The 24,166-nt window shown below is 53.7% G+C and carries 26 protein-coding genes; 10 read left to right on the top strand and 16 right to left on the bottom strand.

Annotated elements, in window-relative coordinates:
• Positions 1-8 precede the first annotated feature (8 nt).
• A complete protein-coding gene (locus HS100_14680; protein ID MBE7435157.1) occupies positions 9-374 on the top strand; it encodes a response regulator in 366 nt (121 codons plus the stop codon).
• Here HS100_14680 and HS100_14675 read toward each other — a convergent pair.
• Both HS100_14675 and HS100_14670 read right to left on the bottom strand, forming a co-directional pair.
• Positions 363-776 carry a hypothetical protein gene (locus tag HS100_14675; GenBank protein ID MBE7435156.1) on the bottom strand — a complete coding sequence of 138 codons (414 nt, stop codon included), beginning with the start codon at positions 774-776 and terminating at the stop codon, positions 363-365. The genes HS100_14680 and HS100_14675 overlap by 12 nt on opposite strands.
• A 6-nt stretch (positions 777-782) precedes the next feature.
• Positions 783-2,009, bottom strand: a complete 1,227-nt coding sequence (locus HS100_14670; protein ID MBE7435155.1) for a hypothetical protein — start codon at positions 2,007-2,009, stop codon at positions 783-785.
• A 183-nt stretch (positions 2,010-2,192) separates the two neighbouring features.
• On the opposite strand from HS100_14670, the gene HS100_14665 reads away from it, so the two are divergent.
• From HS100_14665 to HS100_14655, 3 genes are all read left to right on the top strand, one after another.
• Entirely contained in the window at positions 2,193-2,558 is a 366-nt protein-coding gene (locus HS100_14665) for a response regulator transcription factor (GenBank protein MBE7435154.1), read from the top strand.
• Positions 2,559-2,576: 18 nt separating this feature from the next.
• On the top strand, positions 2,577-2,942 hold the full coding sequence (locus HS100_14660) for a response regulator (GenBank protein MBE7435153.1): 366 nt from the start codon (positions 2,577-2,579) through the stop codon (positions 2,940-2,942).
• Positions 2,943-3,044: 102 nt separating this feature from the next.
• Positions 3,045-3,410: a response regulator transcription factor gene (locus HS100_14655; protein MBE7435152.1), complete on the top strand. Its 366-nt coding sequence runs from the start codon at positions 3,045-3,047 to the stop codon at positions 3,408-3,410.
• A 51-nt stretch (positions 3,411-3,461) separates the two neighbouring features.
• On the opposite strand, the gene HS100_14650 is transcribed toward HS100_14655, so the two are convergent.
• Positions 3,462-3,863, bottom strand: coding sequence for a cytochrome c (locus HS100_14650; GenBank protein ID MBE7435151.1), 402 nt, complete (start codon positions 3,861-3,863; stop codon positions 3,462-3,464).
• A gap of 115 nt (positions 3,864-3,978) precedes the next feature.
• Positions 3,979-4,224, bottom strand: coding sequence for a hypothetical protein (locus tag HS100_14645; GenBank protein ID MBE7435150.1), 246 nt, complete (start codon positions 4,222-4,224; stop codon positions 3,979-3,981).
• Positions 4,225-4,366: 142 nt separating this feature from the next.
• Between HS100_14645 and HS100_14640 the strand changes: the two genes are divergently transcribed.
• On the top strand, positions 4,367-5,176 hold the full coding sequence (locus HS100_14640) for a DUF1684 domain-containing protein (protein MBE7435149.1): 810 nt from the start codon (positions 4,367-4,369) through the stop codon (positions 5,174-5,176).
• Positions 5,177-5,236: 60 nt separating this feature from the next.
• On the opposite strand, the gene HS100_14635 is transcribed toward HS100_14640, so the two are convergent.
• Positions 5,237-5,797, bottom strand: a complete 561-nt coding sequence (locus HS100_14635) for a nitroreductase (GenBank protein MBE7435148.1) — start codon at positions 5,795-5,797, stop codon at positions 5,237-5,239.
• A gap of 46 nt (positions 5,798-5,843) precedes the next feature.
• Here HS100_14635 and HS100_14630 point away from each other — a divergent pair, with 46 nt between their 5' ends.
• Positions 5,844-6,881, top strand: a complete 1,038-nt coding sequence (locus tag HS100_14630; protein ID MBE7435147.1) for a histone deacetylase family protein — start codon at positions 5,844-5,846, stop codon at positions 6,879-6,881.
• Positions 6,878-7,639 carry a hypothetical protein gene (locus tag HS100_14625; GenBank protein MBE7435146.1) on the top strand — a complete coding sequence of 254 codons (762 nt, stop codon included), beginning with the start codon at positions 6,878-6,880 and terminating at the stop codon, positions 7,637-7,639. The genes HS100_14630 and HS100_14625 overlap by 4 nt, the downstream gene beginning before the upstream one ends.
• Before the next feature lie 170 nt (positions 7,640-7,809).
• On the opposite strand, the gene HS100_14620 is transcribed toward HS100_14625, so the two are convergent.
• From HS100_14620 to guaB, 4 genes are all read right to left on the bottom strand, one after another.
• Positions 7,810-8,178, bottom strand: a complete 369-nt coding sequence (locus tag HS100_14620) for a response regulator (protein MBE7435145.1) — start codon at positions 8,176-8,178, stop codon at positions 7,810-7,812.
• Positions 8,179-10,215 carry a molybdopterin biosynthesis protein gene (locus HS100_14615; protein MBE7435144.1) on the bottom strand — a complete coding sequence of 679 codons (2,037 nt, stop codon included), beginning with the start codon at positions 10,213-10,215 and terminating at the stop codon, positions 8,179-8,181.
• A gap of 70 nt (positions 10,216-10,285) precedes the next feature.
• The gene (locus HS100_14610) at positions 10,286-11,620 is read right to left on the bottom strand and encodes an aspartate aminotransferase family protein (protein ID MBE7435143.1); all 1,335 of its coding nucleotides are present in this window, start codon (positions 11,618-11,620) and stop codon (positions 10,286-10,288) included.
• Positions 11,621-11,700: 80 nt separating this feature from the next.
• Positions 11,701-13,140, bottom strand: coding sequence for an IMP dehydrogenase (guaB, locus tag HS100_14605; protein ID MBE7435142.1), 1,440 nt, complete (start codon positions 13,138-13,140; stop codon positions 11,701-11,703).
• 49 nt (positions 13,141-13,189) lie between these two features.
• On the opposite strand from guaB, the gene purB reads away from it, so the two are divergent.
• On the top strand, positions 13,190-14,527 hold the full coding sequence (gene purB, locus HS100_14600; protein MBE7435141.1) for an adenylosuccinate lyase: 1,338 nt from the start codon (positions 13,190-13,192) through the stop codon (positions 14,525-14,527).
• 72 nt (positions 14,528-14,599) lie between these two features.
• Entirely contained in the window at positions 14,600-15,868 is a 1,269-nt protein-coding gene (locus tag HS100_14595; GenBank protein MBE7435140.1) for an adenylosuccinate synthase, read from the top strand.
• Between the two features lie 200 nt (positions 15,869-16,068).
• On the opposite strand, the gene HS100_14590 is transcribed toward HS100_14595, so the two are convergent.
• From HS100_14590 to HS100_14565, 6 genes are all read right to left on the bottom strand, one after another.
• Positions 16,069-17,160, bottom strand: coding sequence for a peptidoglycan bridge formation glycyltransferase FemA/FemB family protein (locus HS100_14590; protein ID MBE7435139.1), 1,092 nt, complete (start codon positions 17,158-17,160; stop codon positions 16,069-16,071).
• A 35-nt stretch (positions 17,161-17,195) separates the two neighbouring features.
• The gene (locus HS100_14585; GenBank protein MBE7435138.1) at positions 17,196-18,203 is read right to left on the bottom strand and encodes a peptidoglycan bridge formation glycyltransferase FemA/FemB family protein; all 1,008 of its coding nucleotides are present in this window, start codon (positions 18,201-18,203) and stop codon (positions 17,196-17,198) included.
• Positions 18,200-20,050 carry a polysaccharide biosynthesis protein gene (locus HS100_14580; protein MBE7435137.1) on the bottom strand — a complete coding sequence of 617 codons (1,851 nt, stop codon included), beginning with the start codon at positions 20,048-20,050 and terminating at the stop codon, positions 18,200-18,202. The genes HS100_14585 and HS100_14580 overlap by 4 nt, the downstream gene beginning before the upstream one ends.
• 88 nt (positions 20,051-20,138) lie before the next feature.
• Complete coding sequence (locus HS100_14575; protein MBE7435136.1) at positions 20,139-21,062, bottom strand: NAD-dependent epimerase/dehydratase family protein; 924 nt, start codon at positions 21,060-21,062, stop codon at positions 20,139-20,141.
• Positions 21,063-21,064: 2 nt separating this feature from the next.
• Positions 21,065-22,504, bottom strand: a complete 1,440-nt coding sequence (locus HS100_14570) for a sugar transferase (GenBank protein MBE7435135.1) — start codon at positions 22,502-22,504, stop codon at positions 21,065-21,067.
• Entirely contained in the window at positions 22,497-23,504 is a 1,008-nt protein-coding gene (locus HS100_14565; GenBank protein MBE7435134.1) for a glycosyltransferase, read from the bottom strand. The genes HS100_14570 and HS100_14565 overlap by 8 nt, the downstream gene beginning before the upstream one ends.
• On the opposite strand from HS100_14565, the gene HS100_14560 reads away from it, so the two are divergent.
• Positions 23,503-23,724: a hypothetical protein gene (locus tag HS100_14560; GenBank protein MBE7435133.1), complete on the top strand. Its 222-nt coding sequence runs from the start codon at positions 23,503-23,505 to the stop codon at positions 23,722-23,724. The two genes, HS100_14565 and HS100_14560, sit on opposite strands and share 2 nt — an antisense overlap.
• 12 nt (positions 23,725-23,736) lie before the next feature.
• On the opposite strand, the gene HS100_14555 is transcribed toward HS100_14560, so the two are convergent.
• Positions 23,737-24,120: a RidA family protein gene (locus tag HS100_14555; GenBank protein ID MBE7435132.1), complete on the bottom strand. Its 384-nt coding sequence runs from the start codon at positions 24,118-24,120 to the stop codon at positions 23,737-23,739.
• Positions 24,121-24,166 lie beyond the last annotated feature (46 nt).

Here is a 24,166-nt window from a genome sequence, read left to right as displayed (position 1 = left end):
GCGGTTACATGGACAAGCCTCTTGCTGTCATCGTCGAGGACGACATTGAGATCAACAACATCTTCAAACTGACGTTACAAACGGAATTCGAGATCGCCACTTTTCAGGAGGGGTCGGCGGCTCTGAATAATCTCCAGCACCTGACTCCAGCGCTCGTAATTCTGGACCTTAACATGCCGGACATGTCTGGAGTGGATGTATTAAGGGCGATTAAAAACGATGAGCGGCTTAAGTCGGTTCCCGTTATTCTTGCCACAGCCGACGCCGCCCTTGCAACCACCCTCGAAGAGATGGCGGACTTGATTTTGATCAAACCCATCAGTCCGGTGCAGCTTCGTTCCCTCGCCCAACGGATCGGTTCACTAAATTCGTGATCCCTTCCACCCGCCCAACAAAATGGCCGGCGGGATTTCGATTGCCAGCAATATCCATGCCCAGACCGGCGTGGTACCTGCATATTCGGATAACGTCATCCCCCAAATAAACGCCGCAGTTTGAGCAAGAGCGAGGCTTAACACGCACGCCCGTTTCCAGCGTGAAACGATCCTGGCGGCAAGCCAACCTCCGACGAACAAGGCAATTCCATTGTAGATGAATTTCAAGAGCAGGAACCAGGGTTGATTACGGATTCCAAAATAAACCTGTTCGTCCATGGTAACCTCTCGGTGAACCAGGGTCACCAATGAAAATTCGATACCTTCCGCTATGAGGGAGATGACCACCAAGCCGGCAAAGCCTCCAAGAGCGAATCGAAGGATATCCATGGCTGTTTTCATGCCGCCTCACTTCAAGCTTTCCTGTAATAGCTCGACTGCCTTTTTCTCGATTTCGGCGATTCCCAGCACACGCTCGCGCAACTCGGCGCGAAGGCTGGCGGCTTGTTCCGACGACAGCGGAAATTTCTTCGCCATTACCTCTTCGATCTTTTTCAAACGCGAATTTACTTTTGTAATTTCATCCAATCCATCCTCTCCCGTTTCGAAGTACAGTTGATATTTGCGATTGATCAACGTTTTCACTTCATCGAACAGGGGGATGTCCGACGGCAGGAGCGCCTCGGCGAATGCGATCCATTTTTGGCGGCTGACGCGAAATTGCCCTGCCGCATCCTTCAAGGATTTCTTTTCCAGCAGGATGGCGGCTTCATCGAGAAAGTCGGCGTACAAGCCTCTCTCCGCGCCGTCGCCCGCCCCAAACCATTGAATCCAGGTGAACGCCCCGGGAGGAGCAAAAACGCCCGGCGCTTCCGCCGTACCGGCAAGCGCGTTGAACATGCGCGGACCCGCCGGAAAGAGCCGCTCCCAACTCTGCTTGTTTCGTTTGTTGACAAGCATCTCCGCGAAATGCTCGTAGGCGGCAAAACCGAAATTATGGCGTGCGCCTTTCGGCGGCTTGTCCGTGAAGAGAGAAATGGATTGCCAGAGTCCCTTTTGGGCTGCAGAGACCAGTTTCGAGGTCAAGGGCGAAGCGAGAGTGACCACGCGGAATTTATCATCCTTCACGCGGCCGCGGGCTTTGGTCAACTCTTTCATCGGCACGCGGAACGGATGCGCGGATCGATCCGCGATGAGCGCATCGTCCCCCTCCAGTTCATAAACCAGGACGGGGATCATGTTCCAATACGCGGTCCCTTTTTTGGGGGAATAAGGCAGGCTGCATTCGTCCGCCCAAACCAACGCGGGATTCCCGCCAGCCAGCGCCTCGCGCAGGTTCTTTTCCGCCACAGACTCCGAAGTTGTCTGGTACACCTGTTGGGAGATTCCCAGCCTCTCGAGCATGGTCTGCAACGGGTCGAAAGTGTTGCGCGTGAGCAGAGCCAGTTGCGGTAGGATGTTCTTATATTCGAAGGTGAAATAGCCGAAGGTAATCCCGCCGCTCACGCCCAGCAAGAACGCCTCGGAGAACGGCTTTCCCGTGTGCGGGGTTTTGACTCCCTGCATTGCCAGCAGGTTGTGGATGCTGCCGGTCTCGTAATGCCTGCCTGAAAATGATTTGATTTTCATCGCCATGGTTCACTCCTAAGGTAGGATGACGGCATTATACAAGCGGGTTTGCCGGTTTGAGAAAATCGTGGACATACTCCGCACTTTTCCCCCGCATTCATTGAAATTCCCTTGCGCAAATATCCCCCCCGGCACTCAGAGGGTATAATGCCGGTGCCTGTAGACGATGGTCAGCACAGGAAGATAAAAATGGCAAAAATCCTGATCGTAGACGACGACGAAAAAGTGACCACCCTGCTTGGACGTTACCTGTCCTCGCTTGGGTATCAGGTCACAACTGTGAATCAAAGTTCCAAAGCCATTTCCGCAGCGGAACAAGTCCGCCCCGACCTGTTCATCCTCGACATCATGATGCCGCCCCCGGATGGTTTCACCCTGACCGGGATGCTGCGCGATAACATTAAATTCGCCCGTACTCCAATTTTGATCATCACAGCGCTCGATAACAGCAACAGCCGCGCAACCACGCTTGGTGCAAATGGGTATCTGGCAAAACCCTTCAATTTGGACGAACTGGACGCAAAGATCCACGAGTTGATCGGCGATCAGCAATAGATTTTCCCCGGAGAAAAAATGGCGAAGATAATGATCATCGACGACGATCCTGAAACGGCCAAATTGTTGGAAGCGATAATCAATCTGGATGGGCACGAAACCTCCATCGTGCAGGATAGCCGGATCGCAATCCGGGCTGTAGAAACCTTCATGCCCGACCTTGTATTGCTTGACATTATGATGCCGGAAATAGACGGGATTACGATCTGTAAAATGATCAAATCCACGCCGCGTACCAGCCACATCAAGGTGATGATGGTCTCGGCATTGAGCACCGATGCCACTCGCAAGGATTCTCGTGACGCCGGGGCGGACCAGTTTGTCTCAAAACCCGTCCTGCCCCGCCCATTTTCACAGCAGGTTAAGGACCTGCTGGCTCAATGAATTTTCACTTCCGTAAGGCGCCTTGCGGTTGTCCCCCGTTGGCTGTATCATTGAGCAGGTTCCATCCCTAAATCGAATTTGTTCAATTTTCAGGACAGCAACATGATCAAAATTATGATGGTCGACGATGACAAACTGGTAACCGACCTTTTGCAAAAATTGCTCAAAGCCGACGGTTTCGACACCGTGACAGTCAACGAAAGTTCAAAAGCGATTGAGGTCGCGAAAGCCGAAACGCCCGACCTCATCCTGCTCGACCTGATGATGCCCCAGCCGGACGGGTTCCGCCTTTGCAGGATGTTAAGAGAGGAGCCCGATTTCACACAGGTTCCCATCATCATCGTCACCGCCCTGGATGACAGCGACAGCCGGGCTGTGGCGTTTGGCGCAGGCGCAACCGATTACCTCACCAAGCCTTTCCATCCCGGTGAACTGAAAGACAAGATCATGGAAGCGCTCGAAAGTTAAAAAGGGAATCAAAAACACGCCCGGTTACGGGCGTGTTTTATTTTTGGGAAATTACTTCAATGTGCGGATGAACGCAACCAACTGCCAGATCTGTTCGTCCGACAGCACGCCTTTCCAGGCGACCATGGCGGTACCTTCTTTACCTGCGTTGATGCGCCAATACAAATAATCGTCGCCGGCGAGAGCTGCAATCTCGTGCAGGTTTTTCGGCGCCGGGTCGAGCGCCGCACCGGCAGGACCATCTCCGTATCCTTTTTCACCGTGGCAGGACGCGCAATTTACGGCAAATACTTCCGCGCCAGCGGCTGCTGCATCCGCGCCGAGAGGGCTCGTCGCACCAGCATACTCCGCAGGCACAGGATCAAGGGTGATCCCTTCGCTTGAGCCGCCACCGCCGCACGCTGCCAGCAGAATGGCGCTCAACACCAACATCCCAAAAAAGACTTTCTTCATCGTCAACCTCCAGTTGAGTTTTGCTGCGGTGGATTATAGCGAAGATGTGAGAAATGGCACTGTGACTTTAGTTACATTATCCACATGACATCTGTTTCATGGAGTCCGCCCAACCTCATTTTTTTTCACTTCTGGTTTTGGAAGGACGAGACGTCTTCGCAGTTTTTACCTGATCCTCAACTGCTACCGATTCGACGGAATGCGCCTCAGACTCCGCCTGTGCCTGTCGAGGGTTGCCCGAGCCTGACACCCAGCCTGCAATAATCGTAACTGCAAAACTTCCCAACAAAATCCCCAGAATCCAAAGCAGCTCCGTATTCGGTCCCCCGCCGCCTTCTGATAAAACCCGTATCAACAACATGCTTCTCTCCTTTATGCCGATGATTTCAGGACGGTTTTATACGTGAAAAACCGGCTCGTGTCAACGCTTGAGGTAAAATTCCCGGGAACTGCCTCAGGCCAGACATGGAACCGAATCCCTGCTCATTGGACAGACAAACAAAATGAACGAATACAACGAGTATATTGCGCAAAAAAGAAAAGAAAGGGAAGCTGGTTTTATATCCAACCCGTTGAGCTGGTTAAACCTCGTCGGGTTGTTCTGGCTCGAGGAAGGTGAAAACAGCTTCGGCAGCAGCGCGGAGGCGAAAATTTCCCTGCCTCAATTTCCCCAACCGATTTGCGGGCATTTTCTTTTTGCGAATGGAAAAGTCACCATTCATCCCAAAATGGATATGACCATGAACGGTGGCAATGTGGAGGCGCGTCCGCTTTATCATGATAAGGATAAACAAGCCGATTTGCTTGAAGTTGGCACACTGTCCATGAAAGTCATTATAAGAGGCGATGCCACTCTCATTCGCGTCTGGGACAGGGAAGCGGAACTAAAAAAGAGTTTTACCGGGTTCAACTATTATCCGACCGACCCGGAATATAAAGTCACTGCAAAATATGTGCGTTACGACCCTCCCAAACCGACCATCCGGATTGAGGGGATCGGCACGGAGATTCAAACCTTCTTTATGGGTCGGGCACAATTCGTCTTGAAAGGTGTCGAATGCGCGCTGGAAGCCGAACAAAGCGGCGATGAATTGCTCTTCAATTTCAAGGACGAAACAAACGGCGACACCACCTACGACGCAGGCCGAAGATTTTACCTGCCGCCTCCCCAGGGCGACGAGATCGTCCTGGATTTCAACCTGACGGATAACTGGCCCTGCGCCTATACCGCTTTTGCCACATGCCCGATCCCTCCGAGGGAAAATAAATTGAAGGTGCGGGTCGAAGCAGGGGAAAAGAAATTTAAAGATTGAGGATCAATAATAAACAGGTCGCAGGAGAAGATCCCTTGCGACCTGTTTAACTTTACCTGATTATTGATCCATCCATGTTACGCGATCTTCAAAGCCGATTCGTGGATAAGGGTCGGGTAGAACATCGGGATAGCCAACATAGATGAAGCCAACGATGGCTTGGTCCGGGGCAAAGCCCAGAAACTCCTTTATCCTGGGGTCGCGCGCCCATTCGCCCGTTTTCCATTTTGCGCCCAAACCCAAGGCGTGTGCGGCGAGCAGGATATTCTGGCAAGCCGCGGATGCCGCGGAAATGTTTTCTATTTCGATAACCTTTGATTCAGACGGTTTATCCACCCCGACGGCAATGACCACCGGTGCTGCGAGCGGAGTGGCGCGGGGTTTGTCCAGGGCTTCGGGCGGCAGGCCCGGATTCCGGTCCGCGAAGGAGGCGGCCATTGCATCGCCAAGTTTCCTGCGGCCTTCCCCGGTCAACACGACAAAACGCCACGGTCTTACTTTATAGTGATTCGGCGCCTGTGCCCCGGCGCTCAATAATTTTTCTATGATCTCACGCGGAAGCGCATCGGGCTTTACCTTGCCGACCGACCTTCTTCCATGGATCGCTTCAAATAGTTCCATCGATTCCTCCAGGTTCACAGACGCGCAAGGGTAAAATTGTCTTACGATGAAAATATATTACTCGGAAGAACATCGCAATCATTATCCTGCTTTCGAAGTGTTCGACGGAGGCAAACGCGTGCCGTATTACGAAAACCCGGACCGCATGGATCGGATCATAGCCGCGCTCAATAAAACGGACTGGGCGGAAATTAGCGAACCGAAAGAGTTCGGGCTCGACCCGATCCTCGAAGTCCACGACCGGGATTATATTGAATTTCTCGCCTCCTGCTGGGACGAATGGCTGGCTGCTGACCCCGAAGCGGCGAAGTCGCCGGAAACGCATGCCTTCCTTCCCGCCACATTTGCATTGCGGCGGCAGGCACATCCGACCCATTCTCTCCTCGGGCGCGGCGGCTATTACATCATGGACCTCTCAGCATGCATCGTCGCTGGAACGTATAAAGCGGCGCTGGCTTCTGCAAATTGCGCGTTGAGCGCAGCAGCCTCATCGTACAATTTCCATAACTCATCCTTTGCGTTGTGCCGTCCGCCGGGGCATCATGCTGGAAAGGATTATGCAGGCGGATATTGTTTCATCAACAATGCGTCAGTCGCCGCGAACTGGTTATCAAAAAAGGGAAAAGTCGCCCTCCTGGATGTGGATTATCACGCAGGAAACGGCACACAGGATATTTTCTACGAACGAAGCGATGTATTGACCATATCCATTCACAGCGACCCGGATTTCGAATACCCGCATTTTCTCGGCTTTGCAGATGAAACAGGCGCATGCGCCGGCAAGGGTTTTCATCGAAACTTCCCCCTCCCCAAAGGAACGGGTGACGAAGCCTACCTCATCGCTTTGGATGAAGCCTTGAAATCGATCCGGGCATTCGCCCCCCAATCCATCGTCCTTTCCCTCGGCGCGGATGGTTTCGCTGGTGATCCCCTGGGCACGTTCCGCCTCACCCGCAATGGATTTAGGGAAATCGGCAAACGAATTGCTGGATTAAACCTCCCGACAACGATTATCATGGAGGGCGGCTACGCCAACGAAGCGCTAGGAGAAAACATTTTTACCGTATTGGAGAATTTCATATGAAAAGATGGAATTTAGTGTTAATGTCGCTCGTCATCTTAATCACTGCCTGCGGAGCACCTGCTGAGTCAGCAGAGCCAGTTGAGGAGATGGAAGAGACTGCCACCCCTATCGTGGTTTACATCAGCGCGACGCCTCTGCCAACATTTACCCCCACCCTCACATTCACGCCTGCGCCCACTGCTACGCTGACGCAGACGTTTACACCAACACCGGGCGCTCCGACAGCAACCGTCAACAAGCAGGCGCATTGCCGATACGGTCCATCTGTGGCTTATCTTCACGCAGCGGACCTTTTGCCCGGCGACAGAGGAACCGTGCGATATCGGGCAATGTACAGCAACTGGCTTTATATTCAATTCGATAAACTGACTTACTCCTGCTGGGTTGCCCCTTCCGTTGTTGATGTCCTTGGCGATGTGAGCGCGCTTCAGAAGTTCGAACCCGACCTGCAGCGCATCGGCAGCAATATGTATGGTCCGCCTCAAAACGTCCAGGCAACTCGAAAGGACGATGAAGTCACCATCACCTGGGACAGGGTGGGCATGACTGCAGACGACGATCGCGGCTACCTGATCGAAGCATTCGTCTGCCAGAAAGGCGCCTATATCTGGTGGACGGATTCCTTTCCCGATCAGTATAACGACACTTATTCCGTCAGGGATGAAGCCGGTTGCGCGGCCCCATCATGGGGCAGAATATACACCGTGGAAAAACATGGTTTCTCCGAACCTGCGGAAATTCCCTGGCCTCCACCATAGCCGCAGACATAATTAACCCCGAATTTAATTTGGGACGCGGACGAGCGCAGATTTACGCGGAAAAGGTATTATAAATCCGCGTTTTCAGTGTTTATCAGCGTCTCATTTGTTCTTAAAAACGAACTCACCCGCGAAACCTTAATTTCGGGGTGAGTCATGTTTAAAATGAATTATTTCAGCACCCCTGCCTTTTTGAACGCGCCTTCCAGGATCTCGATGGTCACCGGCTTGATGATCATCGCCTGCGCGCCGCTGCGCATGACATGCTGGCGCGTCTCGGGTTGGTCATCAGACGTAATGATGATCACCGGTACCTTCATCAATCGCGGTTCGCGGCGGATGTATGCCAGCACCTCTGTCCCGTCCACACCGGGCATATTGATATCGAGGCAGATGAATTTCGGCACCATATTTGCAATTACCGACATCGCCGCGCTCGAACCATATGCCACACGCGCGGGCAGATCCAACAACTCTATCATTTGCTGGAGCGCATCCGCCGTCTGACGGTTATCGTCTATGATCAAACCTTCGGTCATTCAATCCTCCAAGATCAACGCGCCCATGACGGACACGTCATATCCTTTCAAGTGAGATACCGCCTCCCGGAACCGCGGATCAGCCAGAACGTTGAAGAGAGGCGAGAGAAGTTCATCCCCGGCGAAGGATTTTGGAATTACAAGGTCGTATCGTTCCTGGAATAACGGAATGAAATCCAAATCCAATGCCTGGGCGGCGGCGGCAATGCCGAGGCCGCAATCCGCGCGCCCCGATGCAACCGCGGATGCAACGCCGAGATGAGTATACTCTTCCTGATTATAGCCCGCAATGGATTCTTTGGGGATCGACATCAGGCTCAAATGATAATCCAGCAGGACACGCGTGCCCGCGCCGCGCTGCCGGTTCACAAACTGGACATCATAGCGGATCAGGTCCTTCAAGTCATGGATGCCCTTCGGGTTTTCCTTCTTAACGATCAAGCCCTGATCGCGTCCCGCCAATGCCACAACCGTGACCGGAATTCCAGGCATATATTCGCGGATGTAGGAAACGTTGTATGTTCCGTCATTTGGGTCGAGCAAATGCGATCCGGCGATGTGCGCCTCGCCCCTTCGGAGGGCGATCAATCCACCCTGTGAACCGACATTGGCAGATGCAAGCCTGCGCTGATGCTCCGCCAGAAACTGCGCGATCAGATCGAGCGTCATGTCATGCGAGCCGATGGCGAGGATTGTCCTTTCGATCTCGTTTCGGCTGCGATACATCCGCACCTGTACTTTTTCCCCCGCTTCAATTCCCTGCGTGCCGCGCGGAACCAAAGCCAACCCATCCGCTTGGACCAACGATGTAATCACACCCGCCCCACGTGAAAGCGGAGCCGCCAATAATCTATCCCCGACCCTTCCCAAAACGACGCGGACAAAATCATCGTCGCCCGGCGGTGACACAAGTTTTCGGGTGAGGGTCGCTTCTTCGATCGGCATTTCCAATGGTCGTCTTCCCAGCCATCTTGCAAGGACAGGCTCAAGGAAAATATCAACCGTCAAAGCAGCAGAGACGGGATACCCGGGTACGCCTATGATGGGTGTCAGGTTCCAGTTTTCACGTTTCAGGTCATCGGGTCTGCGATTCGCGTTTTGCGTTTCGCGCATCACCATTCCCAAAATCACAGGATGCCCTGGCCTAACCGCCACTCCATGCACCAACAACCTGCCGAGTTTCTCCACTACACGGGCTGAAAAATCCTCCGCTCCTGCGGAAGATCCCGCATTGAGCAGAACAAGGTCATGCGTCTTCGCGGCTTCTTCAACCTTTTTACAGATCAATTCGAAATCGTCCGGGATGATCGGATAACGTGTCGGTTCGCCGCCCATTTGCTCGATTTTTGCGGAAATGACCAGTGAGTTGAATTCGAGAATATCGCCAGGCTTCAACTTCGAGCCGATGGGAACCAACTCGGTTCCGGTAGGCAGGATCGCAATCTTCGGCTTGCGCGCAACACGAACCGCATGATGTCCCGAAGCCGCAACTGCGCCCAGATCCACCGGGCGGAGTACGTGACCGGAAGGCAGGACGAGTTGCGTGGCAACAATATCCTCCCCCATCGGGCGGACATGACTCCACGGAGCTACAGATGCGCGAATGCGGATGGAAGATGGACCGCGAACGATGGACGATATTTGTCCGTCTTCGTCCAATGCCTCCGTGTTTTCAATCGGGATGACCGCATTCGCCCAATCCGGCAAGGGATCGCCTGTGTCAACGTACCTGGAGATTTGTGACCGGAGATTCACGATTGATAACTGATCACTGACGACTGATAACTGAATCGGCGTCGTCGGCTGCGCCCCATTCGTATCCTCCGCCCGCACCGCAAACCCATCCATTGCGGAGGCGTGGTAATGCGGCGAGGAAACCTCCGCCCAGACCGGTTCGGCGGTGACGCGTCCCAACGCGTTTTCATCGAGAGGAATTTCTTCCACGCCGAGGGTTCGCCAAAAGCCGGCTTCCTGTAAAGCCAGGCGAAATCGTTCCTGCGCATGAGAGAGGGGAATATCGTGGAGATAGACAGACATGGCGAGTTGTAGGTTTGAAGTCTCAGGCCGAAGGAAAACCCGAATCCTTCATCCTGTAACTTGTTACTCTTTAACCGATCCCATCCATTGCCGCGCCGAGGCGCTTTACGATCTCATCCACTTCATCTTCGGTGATCGAAAGCGGCGGCGAGAACGCGAGTGTATTTCCCAGCGGGCGCGAGCGTAATCCATGCGCTTCTGCGGCTTTGAAGATTTTCATCGCCATTGCCGGGTCGGCGGCTTTGGATTTTTTATCTGAGACGATCTCCACTCCGCAGACCAGGCCGAGACCGCGCACTTCGCCGACAAATGGGAATTCTTCCAGTTTCTTCAACCCCTCCAGCAGGCGCTTGCCCAATTCTCGAGCCCGTTTCGGAAAATTCTCACGTTCCATGATCTCCAAATTTTTCAGTCCAACCGCACAAGCCATGGCATGACCGGAATAAGTATAGCCATGCATATAAGCTTCTGTATCCGCCGCGGATTCCATCGTCTCGCGAATTTCATCCGAAATTTGAATGCCGCCAAGTTGTGCATATCCGCTCGTGATGGCTTTGGCAAAGGAAAGAATATCCGGCTTGACATTCCAATGCTTCAGCGCGAACCATTCACCCGTGCGCCCAAAGCCGGTGATGACTTCGTCCGCGATGAAGAGGACCTGGTAATTATCACAAATCTTTCGGACAAACGGGAAGTAATCATCGGGTGGAACGATCACGCCGCCGACACCCATGACAGGCTCGGCGATGAATGCGGCGACGGTATCGGCTCCTTCGCGCAGAATGGCTTCTTCCAACTCCCGAGCCGCAGCCTGTCCGACGGTTTCCCCATCTTTCAATTTGCCCTCATAACGATATTGATTCGGCGCAGGGATATGGACAAACCCCTCCATGGCGGGACCGAACATTGCCTGATATTTTTCAAGTCCCGTCGCAAACGTGGAAGCGAGAGTGATTCCATGATACGCGCCCTTGCGCGCAATGACTTTATATTTACCGGGTTTCCCCTTGCGCTTCCAATAATATCGCGCGGTCTTGAACGCCGAGTCGTTCGACTCGGAACCGCCGGAAGTGAAGAATGTGGTATTCAGCCCTTCATATGCAAAGCCCGCCAGTTTATCGGCAAGTTGAATGGACGGCAGATTGGTCATGCCCGAAAAATTGGAAGTGAACGCCAGTTTCATCATTTGGTCGTATGCAACCTTGGCAAGCTCTTCCCGTCCATACCCCGCATTGACATTCCACAATCCCGCCATGCCGTCCAGGATTTTTCTTCCATCGGTTGTAAAAAGCCACACGCCCTCGCCGCGCTCGATCACCATAGGGTTTGCGTGAGTCTTGGGGTGATAAACGGGATGAAGTTGTCGTTTGTCTTTTTCGATCCAGGTTTGGGTTTGACCAGTCATGGATTCTCCTGTCTTATTGAAGGTTGAAAGTTGCAGGTTGAAGGGTTTAGAACAACTTGCAGCCTTCAATCATAAACCTTCTAACCTAGTACTTCCACATCATGCGGACCGGACTCCTTCAAGCCCGCGCCCGTCATCCGCACGAAAATCGCCTTCTGCTGAAATTCAGCCACCGTATGCGCACCGCTGTAACTCATGCCCGATTGCAAACCGCCCACCAGTTGATTCAACACTTCGCGCGCCTTGCCGCGATACGGAACCGCCGCTTCAACACCTTCCGCGACATATTCCTCGATCTCTTCGCGGGTCAGGTCATTGCCCTCGCGTTTGTTGCGCTCGATGTTTGCCGCCAGCGACGCCATTCCGCGAGACGCCTTGTAACGATGACCGCGGCGCGTCATGAGCATCCCAGGGCTTTCATCGGTTCCCGCCAGAAGCGAACCGATCATCACCGCGCTTGCGCCTGCCGCGATCGCTTTCGCCACATCGCCGGGAAATCGAATTCCGCCGTCTGCAACGATCGGAGTTCCGCTGTCCCGCGCCGCATTCGCGCATTCGATGATCGCTGTCAATTGCGGAACACCGGAACCCGCCACCTGACGAGTAATGCAAATCGAACCGGGACCCACGCCGACCTTCACCGCATCCACGCCCGCATCGATCAAACGCCTGGTTCCGTCGGCGGTTGCCACATTCCCGCCAATGATCTGCGCCTCGGGGAAACGTTTTCGGATGTTTTCCACCATTTCGATCTCGAGATGCGAATCGCCGTGAGCAATATCCACCACAATGCAATCCGCGCCCGCTTTCAAGGCAGTTTCCACGCGCCGCATCTCTTTATCCCGCACACCCACAGCCGCCCCAACGGCAAGGCGGCCCTTCGAGTCCTTCGTCGCCTGCGGAAATTGGGTGATCTTCATGATGTCTTTCATCGTCACCAAACCGGTCACCCTGCCATCCTGGTCCACCAGCGGTAGTTTTTCCACGCGATGCTGGTGCAGTAATCGCTCCGCGTCTTTCAAGGATGTGCCGGGAGGGGCGCTTCGCACTTCACGGGTCATGATCTCTTTGACCGGTCTGTCGTCGCCCTCTTCGAACAACAGGTCGCGCGTGGTGACGATCCCCACCAATTTCTCTTTTTTATCGACGATCAGGATGCCGCCGGTTTGCGTCTCTTCGATCACCTTCTTCACGTCGCCGATGGTCTGGGTGTCCATCAGCGTCAACGGGTTTTCCACAATAAAGGATTCCGCCTTTTTAACGCGCTCGATCTGCCGCTGCTGCTCGGCAATGGTCATAAACCGGTGAACGATGCCGATCCCCCCCTCCCGTGCCATTGCAATTGCCATATCGCTCTCTGTCACCACATCCATGTTCGCAGAGATGATAGGCGCGTTCAACGATATCTTTTTTGTCAATGGACTGCGGGTCGAAAGCGTGCGCCGCGAATCGACATCCGAATATTGCGGAACGAGCAACACATCGTCATATGTCAAAGCAGTTTCCTGCAAAATTTTCATGGGAACTCCTGTCGTCCAAATCGAACCGCCGGAATTATAATGCTTATGGATGAGTCTTCACGCGCTTTCTCCTTTGGATGGACGCTATGAAAAGGAGACATCCCCCCTCAGGGATTTCTTCTCCGAATTTGCCTATCTCCGCTCCCGCACCCGCCTCGAACTGGACTTTATTACTGGCCTTTCCAAAGCAGGCCTGATCCCCGCTGAAAGCTTGTCCGGCTTGAAGCCCGACCTACAGAACTTTACCGACGAAGATGCGTTGAAGATTCAGGAATATGAAAATACAAGCCGGCATGACGTTAAAGCAATCGAGTATTTCCTGCGTGAAAGACTCCCCGCTGAACTTCATCACTTCATCCACATCGGCTTGACTTCCGAGGACGTCAACAACCTCGCCCTCGCGCTTGCCCTGCGCGACTCGCGAAATCGGGTCCTGCTCCCTGCGCTCGACGATCTGCTCATTTCACTTAGGGATTCCGCAAAAAAATACCGCGCCCTGCCCATGCTTGCGCGGACTCACGGTCAGCCCGCCGTACCGACGACCTTGGGAAAGGAAATTGCCGTTTTTCTCGCACGTTTATTGAAATGCCGGGAGGAAATCGCGATTCACAAGTTCGAAGCCAAACTCACAGGTGCGGTGGGAAATTTCAACGCCCTGCATGCCGCTTTTCCAAACATTGACTGGCTTTCGTTCAGCAAAGAATTCATCTCCAGACTGGGACTCGAGCCGAATCTCGTTACGACACAAATCCTACCTTATGACAATTGGCTTCGTTATTTCCAATCTCTCCAATTGACAAATTCTATCCTATCTGGCTACGCGCAGGATATGTGGCGATATATCAGTGACGGGATTTTGAAACAAAAAGTAGTCGAGGGTGAAGTCGGCTCATCCACCATGCCGCAGAAGGTCAACCCGATTGACTTCGAGAACGCGGAGGGAAATCTCGGTGTGGCAAATGCCATGTTTACACATTACGTTCAAAAATTGTCGGTTTCAAGATTACAGCGTGACTTATCCGACTCGACGGTACGAAGAACGTTTGGTACAGCATTTGGTCATACCCTGTTGGCGTGGAATAACATCGCCAAAGGAATGTCCCGCGTGGATGCTGACGAGGGAAAAGTCCGGGCGGAGTTAAACGCGCATTGGGAAGTCGTCAGCGAAGGGGCACAGACGATTCTCCGCGCCGCCGGGAGAAGCGACGCTTACGAAACGCTCAAGCGCGAGACAAGGGGCAGCCAAATTGACAGTGCCAGCTACAGTTCCTGGGTCGAGGCGTTGAACGTCGAAGAGGAAATCCGTCAGCGTTTGATGAGCCTCTCGCCAGAGTCTTACATCGGGTTGGCAATCCAAATAACAGACAATGTCATTGCGAGCGAGTGAAACGAACGAAGCAATCTCTTGATAATTGGGGTTGCTTCGCCAAAGAGCGGCTCGCAATGACATGGAGGAACAATGAGTGTGATCGCAGTGATCGGTTCGCAATGGGGCGATGAAGGCAAGGGCAAGGTGGTGGATTTTCTGGCAGAGCGCGCGGACTTTGTGGCGCGTTTCAACGGCGGGAACAATGCCGGGCATACGGTGATCAACGAGTTTGGGACGTTCAAGATTCATCTCGTGCCTTCGGGAATCTTTGCAAAGAAAACGGTGGGGCTGATCGGCGGCGGCGTGGTGATCGACCCGGCGGTCTTGATCGAAGAGATCGAAATGCTCAACAATGCGGAGGTGAACGTGGACGGGCGTTTGTGGATCTCGCCACGTTCACATTTGATCATGCCGTATCATAAAATTTTGGACGGCTTGTACGAAGAAGCCAAAGGCGCTGGCGCGACCGGAACGACGCGGCGTGGAATTGGTCCCGTGTTCGCGGATAAAGTCAGTTACAACGGCATCCGCTGGTCAGACTTTGCGAGCGACGCATTCGAGGGCAGGTTGCAGACGCAGTTGGAGATCAAAAACAAGATCATCGTCGCGTTGGGCGGCGAGGCGTTGAAGTATGATACAGTGCGCGACGAGTATCGCGGATATTACGAAAAGGTCAAATCATATCTCAAGGAATTGTTTTCGCTCGTACAGGAGGGCTTGAAGGCGGACAAAACTTTTTTACTCGAACAGGCGATGGGGACGTTTCTCGACACCGATTGGGGAACCTACCCCTTCGTGACCGCTTCGACCACCATCCCTTCGGCAGCGTCGGCTGGACTTGGCATCCCCCCGAAATACATCACGAATGTGATCGGCGTGACGAAGGCGTACACCACGAGAGTCGGCGCGGGACCGTTGCCCACTGAAATCCACGAGACAGAAAGCGACGTATACGAAAAGTTCGGCGAAGTCGCCGCAACGACGGGGCGCATCCGCCGCGTCGGCTGGCTTGATTTGGAAATCGTCCGCACCGCCGCCGAGTTGAGCGGCATGACCGAAATCTGCCTGACGAAGTTGGATGTACTGAGCGGCTTGAAGGAAATTCAGGTTTGCACCGGTTACAAGTTGAACGGACAATCTGTCCGCTATGCGGATGTGGACGCCTACGGCTTGGATAAAGTCGAGTGTGTTTATGAATCCTTCCCAGGTTGGAGCGAGGATATTAGCAAAGCGAAATCGTTTGACGAATTACCTGTCAACGCGCAAAAGTATGTGAAGATGATCGAAGATGGAGCGGGCGTGCCAGTGAAATGGATTGGGGTCGGTCCGGCAAGGGAGGAGACGATAAGGCGGCGATAATTTCATTTCGAGTGGCGCCTCGCGCCACTCGAAATCTTTTTTGGCTCGATTAAGATTTCTCCTCGCTGCCGCTCGTCGAAATGACAATAAAACAAGATCACCCGCTTGGAAGGGAATACACCACCAAATGAAAATCAAAGTTGAAATCCACGAAAATTTTCTCCACTGGTTATTCTGATTTTACCCCTGGGATTCCACATTCACGCGCTTAGAGCCTGCTTCGTCCTCTGTTTCCCTCTCGCCTTCATAAAATTCAACACGCGCGGCATCACGTCGGAATACATCGAATACCAGAATTTACTTGGCACAAAGTCATACGCGCCGAGCGTGCGCACCACATCGCCGCCCAAGCCTTCCTTGAAGCGGTACACGCCCCACAGCGGGTCGCTTTCGTCGAAGAGGTCCGGCGCGCCCCACAGGTCGTAGGTCGGGCATCCGCGCGTTTTGGCGTGTTTCATCGCCGCCCATTGCAAAAGATAGGTCGGCATTTTTTCACGGTGCTTCTCGCGTGACATGCCGTAGACGTAATATCCGCGCCCGGCGAACATGAACAAAAATAATCCAGCAATGGGATCTCCATTCACTTCCGCAATCAGCGGGATCACAGACGGCTCGGAACTTTGCATGAACGTCTTCCATACCGTCATGTAATATTCTTCATCACGGATCACAAAATTGTCGCGCACGGATGTTTCGGCGTACATGCGATAGAGCATCCCTAAATCCTCCGGTTTGCCTACGCGCACTGTGACGCCTTTCTTCTCAGCCAAACGCACGTTATATCTTGTCTTCTGTTTCATGCGCATCAGGATGTCTTCTTCGCTGGCGGATAAGTCCACCATGACCGTATTTTTGAACTGGATTTGATCAGAGGATTCCACCCACCCCCTGCACCTCAAATCGGACCTCACGGCTTGTCCGCCCTTTTCTGTGACCTCATCCACGCTAAGAGGGACTCCGCGCCCCATAACCACATCAGGATCAATTTTCAGGAAGATCGCGCCTTGTTTCTTCGCGAAGGATTCCAGATCGTCCAACACTCCCTCCCGAAGGGAAACATTCGTCCAATCCATAAGCGGACCTTTGGGAGCGTAGCAGATGGAGAAGCGGCGAAGAGCAGTACGCTTCAAAACAAGACAAGCTGCTTGGACAGGAAAGACGAAAGAGGAAAGATCAGTTCTTTCTTCTTTCATATTTCCTTGCTCATCCCAAACAAGGTAAATAGGCTCCCAACCATACTTTGCCTTGACCTGTCCCCATTCGTAAGTTTGGAGGAAGTGCGGGTCAGCCAAGTTGGATATGATTTGATTCCACAAATTACTATTCACTATACCCTATTCCCAATGAACTTCAAATACGCCCAATACAATAATGGATTGTATACACTATCCAAAGCCTGTGCGGCGCGCTTCAATTGTCCGCCAAAGCCGCGCTTGAAGCGATAGACACCCCACAAGCCGTCATGGCGTTTTTCGAATTGCGCTTCGAGAGCAGCCTCATCTTCATCGGGAACGCCCCACAAGTCATATTCCACGCAGCCGCGCGCCTTTGCCCAGCGGATGGCTTCCCATTGCAGGAGATAGGTCGGCATGCGGTTGCGTTCTTCGTTGTTCGACGCGCCGTAGACATACCATGCGCGCTTCGCATTGGCAAAGACCATTAATGAAGCAAGCGGCTTGCCTTCGTATTCGGCAAGGAGCAATTCGCAGGTCCCTTTCGGGTGGAAAAGTTCGTAGGCGCGTTGATAATATTCTTTGGAATGCACGCCAAACGCGTCGCGTCCGCCCGTAATGACCATCATTTCGTGGAAGGCGGCGGTGTCGTCCCATGCGCGGACGGTCACGCCTTTTTTCTCTGCCAGGCGGATGTTGTAGCGGGTTTTCTGCTTCATCCCCGCAAGAATTTCTTCCTCGCTCATTTTCAGGTCGAGAACGATGGTGCGCGGAGGCTGGATGTTATGGGGGGAAGTGCGAAGTTTCAGGTGCGAGGTGTCAGGTGTTTGGTCGTCCCACGAGTCAGATTCGAGCTTAAGGAAGATCGCGCGGTTCTTTTTGCAGACGGAATCCACTTCGCGCCAGAACTGTTCACTGGTCAGTGCGAAGCCTCCCTGCGGGACAGATAGCTGCTCACTGCTCACTTTTGGCATATAACCAATCGAAAAACCCAGCGGCAACCTGCGGAACAGGATTTGAACGCCGATATCGTTCGAGACGATACGGACGGGCTTCCACCCAAAATCCCTTTTGAGTTCGCCCCACTCGCCCATTTGCAAAAGATGAGCACCGGGGAAATTCGTCAGGAATTGATTCCACTCGGCAAGCGAAACTTCCGTCATGGTTTCACAGAACCTGAGGGGAGGAACCGGTTGATGGACTGAATCAGGTCCTCGGTCCGGGAATGCAGCGCGAGGTCTGAGAGGTTGTCCAATGCTTGAGCGAGTGCGGAACCGTCCACTTGTTCCTCTTTCGACATGCGGAAAATTTCGGTGTGTTCGGTGCGTTCAAAATCCGCGCCCTCTTCGAAAAGATCCTCCCGAAGTTTTTCGCCGGGGCGGACGCCGGTAAATTGTATGTCGATGTCGCGATATGGTTCGAGACCCGAAAGTCGGATCAGATCTTCGGCGAGGTCCAGAATGCGGACCTGCTCGCCCATGTTGAGCATGAACACTTCGCCGCCCCTCCCCATGGACGCGGCTTGAAGAACAAGATGCACGGCTTCAGGGATGATCATGAAATAGCGGTGCATATCGGGATGCGTGATGGTGATGGGACCGCCGCGCGCAATTTGGTTTTTGAACGTGCGTACCACACTGCCGCGGCTGCCAAGGACATTTCCAAAACGCACGACTGAAAAAGGAAGGTTGTTATTCTGGGCGGCGTCGAGGACGATCATCTCTGCAAGGCGTTTGGTGGCACCCATGACACTTCTGGGACGAACAGCTTTATCGGTGGAGATGAGCACGAGTCTTTCCACGTTATGCCTGGTCGCCGCCTCGACGACATTCCTTGTGCCGAGAACGTTATTGGTGACCGCTTCCTCGATATTCGCCTCCATCAGCGGGACATGCTTGTGCGCTGCGGCATGAAAGACGACTTGCGGCCGATGTTCCTTGAAGATCTTCTCGATGCGGTTCGGGTCGCGGACATCTGCAATGACCGCTTGAACGGGAAGGGGCGAATCAATCCCATTGAGTTCCTGCAGGATATCGAAGATGCTGTTCTCGCCATGCCCGAGCAGAATCAACCGGCTTGGATTCCAACGCGCGATCTGACGGCACAGTTCGCTTCCGATGGAGCCACCCGCGCCTGTGACCAATACGCGCTTGCCGCCAAGAATCGAGCCGATCAGGCGGTCATCGATCTTTGCAGGTTCGCGCCGCAGAAGATCGGTGATGTCCACTTCGCGCAGGCGGTTTACGCTGACCTTGCCGCCGATCAATTCATAAAAGCCGGGGATGATTCGCGATGTGATGCCGCGCCTCCGACACACATCGTTGACAAGGCGGATGATATGTCCCGGCGCAGCGGGTATAGCAATGATGACCTCTTCCACACGTTTTGTATCGAGTGCCTTTTCGAGCTGGTCGATCCTGCCGATGACGGAGATGCCGTAAATTTGGTGGTTTTGTTTGGCGGGATCATCGTCCAAAAAACCGACGGGGATCAGGTTGAGTTGGGAAGTTTTCTGCAACTCGCGGACGACAAGCGCGCCCGCATCTCCCGCGCCGAGAATCAACGCGCGGCGGGTTTTGCCATTCGTCTGGGTCGATGATTGTTCGGCGAGAATTCGCAGGACGAAGCGCGAGCCGCCGATGAGGATGAGCGAGATCAGCCAGTCAATGCCGAGGGCGGAGCGCGGCATGCCTGGCTTGACAAGGTCAAAGCCGATGAGCAGGAGCATCAATCCCGAAGTCATGACAGAGGCGGCAGAGACCGCAAAGATGATCAGCCGCAGTTCGTTCGTGCTGGCATATACCCACAGGCGGCGATAGAGTCCGAAAAAATAATATGTGGGGATCTTGACAAGCAAAGCAGCCGCACACATCACCAAAGCGGCGGGAAAATAAAACGGAAGCTGGCTCACATCCAGGCGCAGGGCAAAACTGCCCAGAACCGAAACGACGGTGAGGGCAAGGTCGCCGATTAAGACAAATCGATTGCGGAGGTGAGGACGTGAAGACATTTGAAATATAGAAGGTTGAATGAGGGATGACGAAGGGGGGTGTAATATCTGACGCGTGATTCGCGAATTACGAATTACGTTTTACGCATTACGACCTACGCATCGCTTCCACCGCCTCATATAAACCATCAGCCAGCGAAACTTGCGGTTTGAAGCCGAGCATGTCCATGATCTTTTTTGGCGTGCCAATGGAGCGGTAGATGTCGCCAGCGCGGGGCTCAGCGTGGATGTGTTTCGGGGCGTCCGGGAAGATATCGTAAAGGATATCGATCAAATCAAGCAAACGCGTCTCGACGCCGGTGCAGACGTTGAAGATCTGCCCGGGTGCAGCAGGATGCTCAGCGGCGAGCAGATTCGCCCGCACCACATCGCGCACATTGACGAGGTCGCGGCTCTGGCCGCCGTCGCCGAAGATGGTGATGGGTTTGTTATCCAACATCCGGCGGATGAAGATCGGTACAGCGGCGGCATACATCGAATCCGGGCGCTGCCGCGGTCCGTACACATTGAAATAACGCAGCGCAACCACTTCAAAGTTTAAAGAGGTTGTATAGAGTTGACCGTAAAGTTCATCGACGCGTTTGGAGACGGCATAAGGCGACAATTGTCGAAGCGGTGTATCCTCCGAAAGCGGATAATCCTCCGAGTCGCCATAGACTGCCGCGCTGGTTGCGAAGACGGCACGCCTCACGCCTGCCGCGCGGGCGGCTTCGAACAGAATCGAGGTTCCGGTCACGTTGACGTCGAAGCATTCCTGCGGCTTCTCCATCGACTCGGGTACAGATACAAAAGCCGCTTCGTGGAAAATGACCTCCATGCCACTGACGGCTCTAGCAACCGCAGATGCATCGCGCAGGTCGCCTTCGAGGATTTCCACATCCAAGCCTTCGAGGTTCTCATGCCTGCCGGAGGAAAAGTTATCGAACACTCGGACGGAATGCCCGAGCTCGAGCAGGGATCGTGATATATGCGAGCCGATAAAACCCGCGCCGCCTGTGACCAGATACTTCATGACTATCTCCCGGTTCTTCTCAAAACGGTCCCAATGGTGCGCAACACGATACTAAAGTCCATGGTGAGCGTGCGGTGTTTGATGTAATACAGGTCATATTCGAGCTTCACAAAAGTTTCCTTCACGGTCGCGACATATCCATAATTGATCTGCGCCCAACCCGTCAGTCCCGGTTTGACAAGCAGTCTCGCTCGGTAATATGGGATTCGCTTCTGATATTCCGCGACAAGCTCGGGCCGTTCCGCACGCGGACCGACGAGGCTCATCTCGCCGCGCAACACATCCCAGAACTGCGGCATCTCGTCGAGACGGGTCTTTCGTAAGAAGTTGCCGATCTTCGTAATGCGCGGATCGTTCTCTTCCGCGTTTTTGATCCCCTCCGCCTCTGCGTTTTGTGTCATCGTACGGTACTTCAGGATGTTGAACGGCTTGGCGCCTTTACCCAGACGGGGCTGGGAATAAAAAATTGGAAAGCCGGTTTCCAGGATGATGGCAAGCGAAAGAAAAGGAAACGTCACAACAAAGATGAGCGTGCCGAGAAAGCCGCCCAAAATATCCATACTTCGTTTCAGGAACTCATATAAACCGCTCACCCGCACCTGGTCCACAAAAGAACGGATGACCCAGTCGGTTTCGAGGTGTTCGATCGGCACACGCTGGGTCAATTCCTCGTACATGATCGGCATGCGCGTCACCTCGATGCCGCGTTCCTGAATATCAAGCACGGTTTGAAACGTCTCGCCTTTGATCTCGCCCGTGATGGCAACGACCACATCCGAGATGCGGTAATCTTCAATAAGATCAAAGAGGTGGCTGCTGTCGCCGAGGACTGCGAATCCATGATACGACTTGCTCTTTTTTGCGGGGTCATCGTCGATGAAGCCGATGATAAGAAAGGGCGGCGGGTTGAGTTTGCGATACGCCTCCACCAGCGTGCGTCCCGCCTTGCCCGCGCCAATGACAAGTACGCGGCGCATCATACCGGATGAGGTGTAGAGTCGAATATAGATGGCGCGCCAGCCCAACGTCAGGAAAGAGGCGAGAACAAGAAAGGCGCCGATCGCAATACGGGGCAGCGAGTTCGGGTCGATGTTGATCGTAAAGAGAAGCGAATATCCCAATAACCCGACGATCGGAGCGACGGCAATGGCGCGTAAAGTCTTGCGAAAATTCGAGGCGGTGTGAATCTCGTACGAGTCGACCATCAACAACAGCCAGACCAACGGCAGGAGATAGAACCAGGCCGGGACCTCCACTTGAATGATGCGTTCCGCCACATTGCGCCGGACGCCGGATTCAACCAGACGGTATAGGGAGTATTGATACCAAAAAAAGATCGCTCCAGCCGTGGCTGCGGCGGACGCGATGAAATCCCCGATCAACAGGACAGTTCGTTGCTCACTGGGTCGCAATCGCAGTGAGGGGCGGTAGATATCAGCCATTCTTGAACATGCTCGTAATGCCGCTCCACAAAAAGCCCGCGCCCCAGGTCATGTGCATGGTAGCGATGGCAAGCGGCAGCCCCCAAAGGTGGAATCCTTTCCTCGTCTTTATCGCCAGCCGCAGACCGGCAAGCCCCAATATTAGAAAATAGATCGAAAATTGCAATACAAATAAGAGCCGGGCGGTTGCGAACCATAAGGATAACACAATCAAAGCGATCAGGACGAAGACGAACGCGGGTGGCAGCGCCTGACGCCAGCGGAGCGTGTGCGGATAACGCTTTAACATACGGAATTTCCAGAATCCGTAACGCCAATATTGCGCGGCGAGCCTGCCGATCGTATCGCGCGAAAAATAAACCGAGCGGATGGAGGGATCGAGCCAGACCACGCCGCCGGATTCGCGCACACGCGTATTGAATTCATAATCTTCATTCGCAAGTAATGTTTCATCGAATGCGCCGATCCTTTGGATCAACTCGCGGCGGAACGAACCGAACGGGACGGTATCCACAGCGCCCGCCTTTGCGTTGAGGCGATACATCGCATCCCCCACGCCGAGCGGATGAGCCGCGGCAAATGAAATTGACTCTGCGATCCAGGTCTCCGCGCCGGGGCGAATCTCCCATACGCCGCCGACATTATTGCCTTTCCCAGATTGGTGCGCCGCGACGCATCGTTCGACATATTCGGGAATGGGCATCGAATGCGCATCCAGGCGGACGATGATCTCGCCTCGCGACTCGCGAATGGCTTGATTCACACCGGAGGGAATAGACCTCGCTTTATTTTCCACCACGCGCACAGACAGGTCGGTATGTTGTTTTTGGAAAGATCCAATCACATCAAGCGTCTCATCGGTGGAAAGACCATCCGAGATGACCACTTCCATCTTATCGAGCGGATAGGTCTGCAAACGCAACGCCTCCAACAATTTACGGATGGTGGCTTGCTCGTTATAACAAGGGATGATGATGGAAACGGTTGGATGATCGGGCATGTTCGGGCAAGGTTTCGCCGCCAACAGGGGCGGCGAATTAATGCAACTGGTTATTCTCTTCGCGCAATGTTCGTCTTTCCGGGCGGAGATAACGGAAGGTCGCCCTCCATACTCAACCCGCAACTGTTTTAATCTGGATGGCTATTCTACCACCTTGCGCCGCTTTGATTTTAATGCGCGAGTTATTTATGAACGGCTGCCCGTCAACCACCGGAATTAATTAAGGCGTCATTCAAGACGCAAGCGCGACACATTCGATCTCGACAAGTGCGCCTTTCGGCAAGCCCGCCACAGCGACGGTCGTTCGCGCGGGCGGATTCTCTCCGAACACTTCCGCGTAGATCGCGTTCATCTTTGCAAAATCGTTCATATCTTTTAGAAAGACAGTGGTCTTCACAACATTGCTCGTACTCACACCTGCCGTTGCCAATACGTTCGTCAGGTTCTTGAGAGTCTGGCGGGTCTGTTCTTCGATGCCGCCGGGGACGAGCTCCATGGTGGCGGGATCGAGACCGACCTGTCCGGCTGTGTAAACCAGGTTTCCGATATGAATCGCCTGTGAATAGGGACCGATCGCCTTTGGTGCTTTTTCGGTAAAGACAACGCGCTTGTTCATGATTTCCTCGTTTCGCTTCTTGTTTTGATTAGTGGATGTATTTTAA

Source organism: Anaerolineales bacterium (genome assembly GCA_015075725.1).
In the GTDB taxonomy this organism is placed as follows: Bacteria; Chloroflexota; Anaerolineae; order Anaerolineales; family Villigracilaceae; genus Villigracilis.
The sequence above is the reverse complement of the archived record's forward strand: the minus strand, read 5'-3'. Positions and strand labels throughout refer to the sequence as shown.

What these genes read in the sequence shown, in the direction of transcription:
- HS100_14565 (MBE7435134.1), bottom strand. Translation starts at nt 23,504, where the DNA reads ATGCCCGATCATCCAACCGTTTCCATCATCATCCCTTGTTATAACGAG.
- HS100_14650 (MBE7435151.1), bottom strand. Translation starts at nt 3,863, where the DNA reads ATGAAGAAAGTCTTTTTTGGGATGTTGGTGTTGAGCGCCATTCTGCTG.
- HS100_14625 (MBE7435146.1), top strand. Translation starts at nt 6,878, where the DNA reads ATGAAAAGATGGAATTTAGTGTTAATGTCGCTCGTCATCTTAATCACT.
- HS100_14645 (MBE7435150.1), bottom strand. Translation starts at nt 4,224, where the DNA reads ATGTTGTTGATACGGGTTTTATCAGAAGGCGGCGGGGGACCGAATACG.
- HS100_14660 (MBE7435153.1), top strand. Translation starts at nt 2,577, where the DNA reads ATGGCGAAGATAATGATCATCGACGACGATCCTGAAACGGCCAAATTG.
- guaB (MBE7435142.1), bottom strand. Translation starts at nt 13,140, where the DNA reads ATGAAAATTTTGCAGGAAACTGCTTTGACATATGACGATGTGTTGCTC.
- HS100_14560 (MBE7435133.1), top strand. Translation starts at nt 23,503, where the DNA reads ATGTTCGGGCAAGGTTTCGCCGCCAACAGGGGCGGCGAATTAATGCAA.
- HS100_14615 (MBE7435144.1), bottom strand. Translation starts at nt 10,215, where the DNA reads ATGTCTGTCTATCTCCACGATATTCCCCTCTCTCATGCGCAGGAACGA.
- HS100_14620 (MBE7435145.1), bottom strand. Translation starts at nt 8,178, where the DNA reads ATGACCGAAGGTTTGATCATAGACGATAACCGTCAGACGGCGGATGCG.
- purB (MBE7435141.1), top strand. Translation starts at nt 13,190, where the DNA reads ATGAGTCTTCACGCGCTTTCTCCTTTGGATGGACGCTATGAAAAGGAG.
- HS100_14630 (MBE7435147.1), top strand. Translation starts at nt 5,844, where the DNA reads ATGAAAATATATTACTCGGAAGAACATCGCAATCATTATCCTGCTTTC.
- HS100_14675 (MBE7435156.1), bottom strand. Translation starts at nt 776, where the DNA reads ATGAAAACAGCCATGGATATCCTTCGATTCGCTCTTGGAGGCTTTGCC.
- HS100_14655 (MBE7435152.1), top strand. Translation starts at nt 3,045, where the DNA reads ATGATCAAAATTATGATGGTCGACGATGACAAACTGGTAACCGACCTT.
- HS100_14635 (MBE7435148.1), bottom strand. Translation starts at nt 5,797, where the DNA reads ATGGAACTATTTGAAGCGATCCATGGAAGAAGGTCGGTCGGCAAGGTA.
- HS100_14555 (MBE7435132.1), bottom strand. Translation starts at nt 24,120, where the DNA reads ATGAACAAGCGCGTTGTCTTTACCGAAAAAGCACCAAAGGCGATCGGT.
- HS100_14665 (MBE7435154.1), top strand. Translation starts at nt 2,193, where the DNA reads ATGGCAAAAATCCTGATCGTAGACGACGACGAAAAAGTGACCACCCTG.
- HS100_14670 (MBE7435155.1), bottom strand. Translation starts at nt 2,009, where the DNA reads ATGGCGATGAAAATCAAATCATTTTCAGGCAGGCATTACGAGACCGGC.
- HS100_14585 (MBE7435138.1), bottom strand. Translation starts at nt 18,203, where the DNA reads ATGACGGAAGTTTCGCTTGCCGAGTGGAATCAATTCCTGACGAATTTC.
- HS100_14640 (MBE7435149.1), top strand. Translation starts at nt 4,367, where the DNA reads ATGAACGAATACAACGAGTATATTGCGCAAAAAAGAAAAGAAAGGGAA.
- HS100_14570 (MBE7435135.1), bottom strand. Translation starts at nt 22,504, where the DNA reads ATGGCTGATATCTACCGCCCCTCACTGCGATTGCGACCCAGTGAGCAA.
- HS100_14595 (MBE7435140.1), top strand. Translation starts at nt 14,600, where the DNA reads ATGAGTGTGATCGCAGTGATCGGTTCGCAATGGGGCGATGAAGGCAAG.
- HS100_14575 (MBE7435136.1), bottom strand. Translation starts at nt 21,062, where the DNA reads ATGAAGTATCTGGTCACAGGCGGCGCGGGTTTTATCGGCTCGCATATA.
- HS100_14580 (MBE7435137.1), bottom strand. Translation starts at nt 20,050, where the DNA reads ATGTCTTCACGTCCTCACCTCCGCAATCGATTTGTCTTAATCGGCGAC.
- HS100_14610 (MBE7435143.1), bottom strand. Translation starts at nt 11,620, where the DNA reads ATGACTGGTCAAACCCAAACCTGGATCGAAAAAGACAAACGACAACTT.
- HS100_14680 (MBE7435157.1), top strand. Translation starts at nt 9, where the DNA reads ATGGACAAGCCTCTTGCTGTCATCGTCGAGGACGACATTGAGATCAAC.